Annotated in this window: 5 protein-coding genes and 1 pseudogene; 5 read left to right on the top strand and 1 reads right to left on the bottom strand. The window is 67.5% G+C overall.

Going from position 1 to position 9,641, the window contains the following annotated elements; all coding sequences use genetic code 11:
* Nucleotides 1-1,625: 1,625 nt before the first annotated feature.
* The 3 genes and pseudogenes from AC3ETA_RS47315 to AC3ETA_RS47305 form a co-directional block, all read left to right on the top strand.
* Nucleotides 1,626-2,765 (top strand): annotated as a pseudogene (locus AC3ETA_RS47315) (IS110 family RNA-guided transposase); the annotation flags it as partial.
* Nucleotides 2,766-3,098: 333 nt separating this feature from the next.
* Nucleotides 3,099-3,536: a hypothetical protein gene (locus tag AC3ETA_RS47310; protein WP_432199088.1), complete on the top strand. Its 438-nt coding sequence runs from the start codon at nucleotides 3,099-3,101 to the stop codon at nucleotides 3,534-3,536.
* 77 nt (nucleotides 3,537-3,613) lie between these two features.
* Nucleotides 3,614-5,758, top strand: a complete 2,145-nt coding sequence (locus AC3ETA_RS47305; RefSeq protein WP_432199087.1) for a tetratricopeptide repeat protein — start codon at nucleotides 3,614-3,616, stop codon at nucleotides 5,756-5,758.
* Nucleotides 5,759-5,803: 45 nt separating this feature from the next.
* On the opposite strand, the gene AC3ETA_RS47300 is transcribed toward AC3ETA_RS47305, so the two are convergent.
* Complete coding sequence (locus tag AC3ETA_RS47300) at nucleotides 5,804-7,609, bottom strand: helix-turn-helix domain-containing protein (protein ID WP_432199086.1); 1,806 nt, start codon at nucleotides 7,607-7,609, stop codon at nucleotides 5,804-5,806.
* Between the two features lie 1,313 nt (nucleotides 7,610-8,922).
* Between AC3ETA_RS47300 and AC3ETA_RS47295 the strand changes: the two genes are divergently transcribed.
* On the top strand, nucleotides 8,923-9,402 hold the full coding sequence (locus AC3ETA_RS47295; protein WP_432199085.1) for an RNA polymerase sigma factor: 480 nt from the start codon (nucleotides 8,923-8,925) through the stop codon (nucleotides 9,400-9,402).
* Nucleotides 9,402-9,641 (top strand): hypothetical protein (locus tag AC3ETA_RS47290; protein ID WP_432199084.1); only part of this gene is annotated, 240 nt, incomplete at its 3' end. The genes AC3ETA_RS47295 and AC3ETA_RS47290, both read left to right, overlap by 1 nt.

The following is a 9,641-nucleotide window of genomic DNA, read 5'->3' as shown; positions in this document are numbered from 1 at the left end:
CTAGGCCGCCCACAACTCCCGCCGCCAGAAAGGCGGGACCGGCCCGGAGGACCCCCGTCGCCACCGAGCCGACACGGCTCCGCCCTCGAAATCCGTCACGGCAAGACCACAGAGGGCGGAGCCGTTCACAGTGACAAAAAGGGACCGCCCAGTGGGCGGCCCCTTCGGCATGTGCAGCGCCGTGCCCGATCGCCGCCCACCCACCACCGCACCCCCTGGTGCCTCAGCACGCCACCGGCGACGTCCGCTCCAGCGGCAACGCCCGGCTTCTCGACACGCAGCTCGCCCCGCACAGCCCGGACCCCCTGCTGGCTCTCGCTCTGCCGCACGCACACGTGGCGCGCCGGCGACATCGCGGACGGCGACCTGCTCCTGGCAGCTGTCTCGGAAAAGGGCGCCAACTACTTCAATGCGCCGTACACCGCCCACCCCGAGCCCTTCAACCCGTCGTGCGGGTGCGGCGTGTGCTGCCTCGTCATCGGGCCCAGCAAAGTGGTGATGCTCTCCAACGGCGATCCCTGGGACGCCTGCGACCCATGACCCGCCGACGACCACCTGCTCATCGGGTCCGCCCACCAGCGGCCCGAACGGCCCGTCGAGGAGTGAACGCCCACCATGCCCCGCACCACGTACACGCCGTCGCTCCCAGGCGCCGGGTATGCCGGTCACCGCCCGACATGCCGGCAGCAGCATGTTCGTGGGTGAGGACCGGAAGAGGCGCTCACGCCTGCCGTTGGACCAGATTCAGTGTCCCTCCGTCCACGCCCACCTTGATCTCCAGAGCCCCCACCATGTGTACGCGAGCGTTGCAGCTGCTGCTTTGTAGGAGCGGGATCGAGCCTTTGGGTTCGGACGTGACGAACTTGTCTCCGGCTCTGACTTTTCCGGTCACTGGCACTGCGACGGCTATCTTCGTGGCGTCGCCAGTCCACTGACGGGCTCCCCCTTTGGTCCGCGCGTAGAGATAAACAGGGCTTCCAATGCGCATAACGGGCACCGGATAGACCTCTGTGGCATACGCGTCCACACGTAACCACCCCACCGTGAGCCATGTTTCACGGGTTCTCTCGGGGGTGAAGCAGAGGGCCAGGTAGAGGTTCTTGCTCGTTCTGTTTCCGATCGTCACAGGCTTGCTTCCGGTGCCCGTCGCGTATCGGTACAGCGCTTTGCCGCCACTGAAAAGAATTGCACTGAAGGGCTCGACCATAAATCCCCCCGGGTCGGTCTAAATCGAGGCAATCCTCGCTCCATGTCCCGGGGAGCGCCAGCCTGTTGGCGAAAATAGCCACTTTCTTTCTCTTGTGGTCACTTACTTTCGCTTTGGGTCTCTTGGTTCGGAGTCAGCGTCCGCGCCCCCACAGCCGCAACCTGCCCCAGCGCGCTTCGATGTAACGGGCCGCCGCACCTGCCGCGAACTCGGCTGAGATCGCAGCTACTTGATCCCGGTCGTTCAGTACGCACCGGCACTCCGCGCCCGGCGAGGCAGCGCGGGCCACGGAGTTCCCGAGGAATTTGGGCTCCTCGGGGGCCGTGACTAGACGATCGAGATGATCGGGATCGCCGTCACCCCAACGCCGACCGCGAATGTGGTCGGCATGGTCGTTCCCTGACGGGAGAGGACATCTTCCCACCACGGCCACGGGCTCACCCCGGCCGGGAAGAAGGTCTTCGACAAGCAGCTGCCCAACAGCGAGCCGAAGCTGCGGGCCGTCTTCGACAAGCTGACCGAGAAGTTCGGCACCGTCCTGGTGATCGTGGACCAGCCCGCCTCGATCGGAGCCCTGCCCCTGACCGTCGCCCGGGACGCGGGCTGCCAGGTCGCCTACCTGCCCGGACTGGCCATGCGCCGGATCGCCGACCTCTACCCCGGCGAGGCCAAGACCGACGCCAAGGACGCCGCCGTCATCGCGGACGCCGCCCGCACCATGCCCCACACCCTGCGCACCCTCGAGCTGACCGTGCTGACCGGCTTCGACCAGGACCTCGCGGCCGAGGCCACCCGCACCTCCAACCGGATACGCGGCCTGCTCACCCAGTTCCACCCCAGCCTGGAACGCGTCCTCGGCCCCCGGCTGGACCACCCCGCCGTCACCTGGCTGCTGGAGCGTTACGGCTCTCCGGCCAGCCTGCGAAAGGCCGGCCGCCGTCGGCTGGTCGAGGTGATCCGTCCGAAGGCCCCGCGCATGGCCGCACGGCTGATCGACGATGTCTTCGACGCCCTCGACGAGCAGACCGTCGTCGTCCCCGGCACCGGCACCCTCGACATCGTGATCCCCTCCCTGGCCGCCTCGCTCGCCGCCGTCCACACCCAGCGCCGGGCCCTGGAAGCCCAGATCAACGCCCTGCTGGAGGCCCACCCTCTTTCCCCGGTCCTGACATCGATGCCCGGCGTCGGCGTCAGGACCGCCGCAGTCCTGCTGGTCACCGTCGGCAACGGCACCGGCTTCCCGACCGCCGCCCACCTCGCCTCCTACGCCGGTCTGGCCCCGGCCACGAAGTCGTCCGGGACCTCGATCCACGGCGAACACGCACCCCGAGGCGGAAACCGGCAGCTCAAACGCGCCATGTTCCTCTCCGCCTTCGCCTGCATGAACGCCGACCCGGCCTCCCGCACCTACTACGACCGCCAGCGAGCCCGCGGCAAGACCCACACCCAGGCCCTCCTCCGCCTCGCCCGTCAACGCATCAGCGTCCTGTTCGCCATGCTCCGCGACGGCACCTTCTACGAACCCCGCATCCCCAAGGACGTCGAACTCGCCGCATGACCCCAGCCAGCCAAACCACCCCAAACCCAACCTGGGCACCTTGACGAAAGACATAGAGGCACCCCCCCACGCAGCGACTTCATGAAGAGGGACGCATCATGGTTCAGTTCCGGCACCCGGAGCTCAGGATCGGCGACAGCGACGGCTTCCCCTTTTTGGCTCATGCAGCGTCAGGAACAAGCCAAAGCCGTCTTCCGGGCTGTGCCGTGCACTTATACCGGGCAGAGTAACCAAACCGGTCTATCACGGGCGGGCGGACGCAGCACGACATCTCGGGGGACGATGATGCTGTCGGAGTCGCTGGTGGCTCTTGCCGCGGCAGGAGGTACCGCGGTGGTGCAGGCGGTGGGCACGGACGCGTGGGCGGCGGTTCGCGACCGTACGGCCCGTCTGTTTGCACGAGGGGATGCGGAAAGACACACGGCAGAGCTGGCGCGGCTGGAGGAGACTGCCCGGGAGCTGACGGATCAAGCGGATTGCAGCACTGCCCTGGTCCGGTGGGAGTCGTCCTGGCGGGCGCGGTGGGAGATGTTGCTGGATTCCCTTCCGGAGGCTGAACTGCCGCTGTTTGCCGTCGGGTTGATGCAGATGATCAGCTCTGCCGGTCAGCGTGCGGGTTCCACCAGCATCTCCGCCGGTGACCACGGCTTGGCTGTCAGTGGTGACGTCTCCATCCGTGCGGAGTCCGGGTCGCTGGCCGGCGGTGTGGTGGCTGTGGAAGGAGGCGTGTCCCTGGCGGACCCTTTCGAGGGCCGCTCACGGCCGCAGTAGGCGCGCCCCTGCCTGAACCTGCCGAACCGTCGGCGCGTACGGTGTCGGCTCAGTTGGGGGGTGTGGCGGCAGGCCGGATGGAGATCGGTCAGCTGGTGCTGGGTGCTCCGGGGTTTCCCGGCCGGAGGGTTCTGGTGACGCTGGCTCCGCCGCTGGGTGAGCGGGATCCGCGTTATCCGCTGCGCGGCCGTGAGGGGCTGCTGGAACGCATGGCGGGTCTGTTCCACAGCGGAGGCGGCGGAAAGCTGATCGTTTTGCACGGTCTGGGCGGGAGCGGCAAGACGGCTCTGGTGCTGGAGGCGATCACCCGTACGCAGGGATGTTGCCCGGTATGCCGCAGGACGGTGTGGTGGATCGACGCGCGGCAGGAGGAAGGGCTGCTCGCGGGTCTGCGTGCCGTGGCGCGCCAGGCCGGACTGCAGTCGGACCGTGCCTGGGGTGGTGACGCGGCCGATGTGCTGTGGAGTCAGCTGAATGCGCTGACCCAGGGGTGGCTGCTGGTCCTGGACGGTTTGGACGATACGGCTTTGCTCGACGGTCCGGGCTCTTTGGCTTCGGGGACCGGCTGGATCCGGCCGCAGGCGTGCCCAACCGGGGTGGTCATCGTTACGACTCGCAACGGCGGCGATCCGTCCTGGGGCAGTGGGGCCCTCTTCCTGCCGGTGAGGTCACTGCACGCAGACCGGGCTGCTGAGGTGCTGCTCGACCATACGGGTGACGCTGCGGGGTCGCCGGCAGATGCCCGTGAGCTGGCCCGGCGCCTGGGCGGGTTACCGCTGGCTCTGCATGTAGCTGGTTCGTATCTCGCCGAGGTGATGGGGATGCCGGATGCCTTCAAGGGGCCGCAGACTCCTGACAGTTTTGCCGCGTATGTGCGGGCGATGGAGGCGGGGTCGGCGCCCGCCGATACGCGGCAGGCGCTCGCCGAGACGTGGCGGTTGTCGATCGAGCTGATGCGGCGGCGCGGTTTCACGGGTACCGACCGCCTGCTGGAAGCCCTGGCCGCGTTCTCTGATGCGCCCATCCCTCATACCCTGCTGCTGCGTCCGGCGCCTCTCGGCGCTGCCGTCCATGCCCTGGCAGGAATCAGCGGGCCGATGTTGTGGCGGATGCTGAAGGAACTTGCGGCCCTGGGGCTGCTCGACCTTGTGTCGTCGTCCGAGGCTCCGGACAACGTGGTGGCCGTGCGGCTGCACCCCCTGATCCGCGATCTCAGCCGGACTGCTGCCGCTTTGCCCGCTGCCGTCCGGCTCATGTCGGCGGCCTTGGCGCTGGAGGAGCTCGGGTCGCCGGAGGATCCCGAGCGCTGGGTGGCGTGGCAGGCGCTGACGCCTCATGTCCTGGAGCTGGCCGATCAGGTCGCAGCCTGTGCGGAGATGGATGCGTCTACGAAGCTGGTGAGCGCCGGCCTTGCCACCATGGCGGCACGTCATCTGCAGGCGCTGGGCCTGTTCGAGCAGGCGCGAGGGCGGTATGAGGCGGTACTCGCGGTGCGCCGGGCCCTCCAGGGTGACGAACATCCCGCCACACTGGACTGCCGTCACCTGCTGTCCAGCGCCTTGCATGATCTGGGCGACCTGCCTCTGGCCCGGGCCGGCTATCAGGCGGTGTGGGAGATCAGTTGCCGGGTGCGTGGTGAGGAGCACACCGACACACTCACGGCTCGCCACGAGCTGGGCAGGGTGCTGCACGATCAGGGACGGCTGGAGGAAGCACATGAGCATTTGGCGTATGTGCGGGCGACAAGCGGCCGGCTGAACGGCCCCCGGCACCCTTACACGCTGACGGCCCGCCATGAGGCGGCACGTGTTCTGCACGATCGGGGCTGTCTGGCGGAGGCGAGAGCGGAGTACGAGGCGATCCTCGCGATCAGGCGGGAGGAACTCGGTGCCGCGCATCTGGGCACCTTGACGGCGCAGCACAACCTGGCGGCCGTGCTGCACGATCAGGGACGGCTGGAGCAGGCGCTGGAAGGGTACCGGGAGGCGCTCGCGGGGCGTCGCAGGGTGCTGGGAGACCGGCATCCACGGACCCTGCAGACCCAGTACAAGGCGGCTCATGTGTTGAGGGATCTGGGTGACTATGCAGGGGCAGTCGAGCTGATGACGGTCACCCTGCGGGCCAGCGTGATGGTGCTGGGCGTGTCGCATCCGCAGACGGTCCGCGCAGCCGACGTTCTGCGTGTCTGGGGAGCCGATCCGGCTCCGGCTGTCGGCCCCTGACCCTGCCGGTGTTGCCGGCTTGGCCCTGCTGTCGCGCGGGAGCGGTCAGGGCCCGCTGCGCGGCGTCCTGTCCGGGCGCGGGGCCGATGGCGGGTAGGTGGTCAGATGCCTCACCACTGCGGTGACTTCACGTAAGGAGCGGACGGTGGTCTTGGCTCCCGCTCTCTTGAGCATGTTCGCGTGATCGGGGGTGCTGGCCACCCCGATGAACCGTACGCCGGCCGCCTGTGCGGCCAGGGCGTCGGCGACGGACTCGCCCAGCAGCAGGGTGTGGTCCCGCGATGACCCCAGGGAAGCGGAGGCCAGGGCCACGCCGTGGGGATGGGGTTTCATCAGGCGGGGGTCTTCAGGCCGCCCGAAGACACTGAGCTGCTGACTGTCGACCAAGGGGGAAAGGTTGTCCAGGAACACCCTGACCGCGCTCGTGGCGTGGTCGGTCACCACGCCGAGCCGCCAGTTTCCTGTGGTCAGGACGCGGAACAGCTGTTGCACGCCCGGCAGCGGAGTGACTTGGCGGGCGGCTTCGGTCTCGTGGGCCGTCAGCATGTGATCGAGGCGGCGGATCTGGGAGGGGCTCCCGGAGGGTACCAGGGCCCGCAGGAGGCCGACGGGGTCGGTGGGTGTGCGCGGTCCTGTTGCCAGGCGCAAGGAGTGGGCCTCGTGGACCAGGCTCTGGGCGACGGCTTCGGCGTTTGAGGCGAACAGGCGGCACAGCAGTCCGTCAAAGCTGAAGAGCACGGCATGCGCGGAGACAAAGTACTCACGCAGTTCCCCGGCCGGGATGTGGCCGGACAGTTGTGATTCCCGCTGGCGCAGGAGTGTGCTGACGGAAGGATGCAGGGCGTCGTACCAGGAGCGGTAGGTCTGGCAGTGCTCGTCTCCTTCGTCGGAGATCTGATGGACGCCCGTTGTGCCCTGCGGGCTCGGCAGTGAGCGGCGCATGCTGGCGGGGATGCTCAGCACGCTCGCCTCGCTCTCCTGCAGTTGTGTGGGCGACAGCCACAGGTTGAACCGGCCGACGAGGCGGAGCAGGGCGAGGGCACGCCAGGAGTCGCTGGGAAGGGCGCAGCGGAAGAAGGCATCGATGCGGCCGGGCAGCGTGGTGGTGAGCCGGCGCAGTCGTCGTCGTTCGGCTTCGGCACCGTGATGGGCAGCGGCCTGCTCGTCGGCCGACGTCCCGTAGTGTGCGGTCGCCTCGTATCCCGCCAGTCGGCGCCGGATCGCGCGGATGCGTCTGATCTCCTGCCCTAACAGGCGGGCCAGGAGAAGCGGTGGCCTGCGGAAGATCTCGGCGAGGTCGCCGACTGCCGGGTCATCAGGTTTAGGTAGGGCCAGTTCTCCTGGGACCACGTAGGTGTCGCGTACGGCCGTCAGCAGGGGGTGCGCCTGGGCAACTCGCATCCTCGAGGCGGGGATGTTGGCCAGGTGCATCTCCAGATCGGCGGCAGAGATCTTGAGGAAATCGGCGACGGCGGGCACCAGCGCGTAGCTGCGCGGGGAGACGAGCCCTTCGTTCTCCAGGCGCCGGTAGTTGGCATAGGACACGTCCAGGCGGTCGACGACGTCGACGACCCGGTACCCGCTGGCTCTGCGTAACTCCGCGAGGGTCCACCGCTGTGCCGTGTCGGGGTCTGTGAGGTCCAGCGGGGAGACACCCAGAGCCTGCGCCAGTTGCCGGATGCGAGGGGGATCGGGGCTGTATTTGCCGTGTTCATAGGCGAGGATCTGCGCTTTGGTGGCGTTCACCTGCCGGGCCAGCTCCTCAGCGCTGATGCCTCGGCCCTGGTTTGCCCGGGCTCGTGCTCTGCGCAGTGACGGGCCGTCAAATGGCGTCTGCGCTCCGCGCGTCATGTCATTGTCCCCCTTTGACCTCGGGGTACAGTTTAGGAGCAAGTCGACAGAAGAAGAGTGGCCAACTTGCGTATGCACCACGGCTCGTAAGCTGGCCTCTTGAGGATTTGACCTCCGCGCCAAGGCGTGGTGGCTGCCCGGATCGGGGATAGCGTCCTCGCGCGGACTGGCCGCCAGCCAGGCCGATGGAGTGTTGCACGTGCACTGAGTCTCACAACCCCGCACCGCTGGATGCGGCAAGGGGCCATGAGGGTCACGCCAGAAGTGGACCAAGCAACACCCCGGAACCGTCCTGGTGATGACAGGTTGCGGTTCATCGGCTCCCGGGGCCCCGGTTGCCGAGCGGCAACGGGCTATGCCCTAGTGGTGCGTTGGTCCCCGTCTCTGGGCCCCTGCGTACCCGTTCCGGTACGCGGCCCGTCAGGCGGGGAACACTTCATCCTCTTGTTGCACCTCCCTTCGATTGATGGCGATCAATCAACCAGAGGCAGGGCTCACCCTATAACGCACCCGTGACAGGCGCGCACGCGGATACGGATGCGGACTGCGGTGCGTGAAAAGGTGCACGTCGAAGGGGAATTACGCTCAAGCATTCGAGCCCATTCCACGCTTGCCGCAACCGTGTTGCCACTGACACCTATTCGCAAAAAGACGCCGCACAACGGCCCCTGACGAGTTGCTGCTTTCATATTTTCTCGCTCGATGAGAAGTACCCTTTCGGCAACAGACGTTCGAACATCACACCCGGGGTGCGCCTCTGTCCGGCAGGTCCTGCCGGATCAGCGCGGAGTCACACTGTGATGCGTTGGCCGACGTTGTGCTCACGTATCTCAGGGGCATCAGGGGGCCTGTGCGTGCAACCGTCGGCCAAAACTTGTCTGAGGACATCGATGACCGCGGGCTTCGCGGCATGGCCAACTGCCCGCCTGCGCTGCGCAGGCGCCCGTCCGTCGGCCACTGAGAACCGGGCCGACGGACGCCCGGCACGTGCGCCGCGACACAGCCTGTGTGCCGCCGCGCCATCGCCCATTCCGCGGGTAAGGACTGCCACCGGTCCCGCCCCGCACTGCGTCCGCCCGGATCGCTGAAAGAATCTTGCCGTGACGTTGCACGTTCCGCGGCCCCCACGCCCCTGACAAGCATGAACAGAACGTGGACGGGGATGCATCGTGCGGTGGGCTAGAGGGCACCGCCAGGACCCACTGGCGGGCGCATCCGCGTCGTCGAGCGCCCCAGCAGCGGTCGGGTCACCGCTCAGTCCTGAACAACAGGCCGGCTACGACGCCTTCTACCGCCAGGAGTTCGCATCCCTGATGCGCAACGTCATACTCCTGGGAGCCTCCTCCGAGGAAGCGGCTGACGCGGTACAGGACGTGCTGACCGAGCTCTTGCTGCGCTGGCGCACCGTGAGGCATCCCAAAGCCTGGTGCCGCACGGCGGTGATGCACCGCTACCTGCGCAGCGACGCACGGCACAACGACGGAGTCCGCAAGGCCCAGCAGGATCTCCGGCAGCGCATCACCGAAGATCACCACGCACTCGACTCGCAGTACGAGGAGTGGGACTTCGTGATCGACTTCGTCAGCCGGCATCTGTCCGGCGCTCAACGCCTCGTCATGGCCTGGCACATCGACGGATACGAACCGCACGCGATTGCACGTGAATTGAACAAGGACCCCCAGACCGTGCGTTCCCATCTACGACACGCACGGAACAAGCTGGCCGCCGCGCTCGAAAAGGAGCACCCGGAGCTGGCGCTGTCATCCAGGGGGACCCATAGGGGGGGAATGTAATGGCGATGGAGTCGCAATGGAGGCTCAAAGAACCGGGAGGAGAGATGCCAGGCCACGATGCCCACGAGACCCGGGCGCCGCTGGAACCGGATGACCGCGTGGATGCGTACATCGCACGCCTGCACGAAGTCACACCGCAGCTCATCTCCAGCGACGAGATCGAAAGAAGGCTGCTGGCCTCGAAGGTAGAGGCCGCACGCAGGGCCACCATCGATGCCCACTACGCGGCAGCCGCGCAG

The organism is Streptomyces sp. bgisy027, assembly GCF_057710365.1.
Note: the sequence above shows the minus strand (reverse complement) of the source record. Positions and strands in the feature narration are given on the sequence as shown.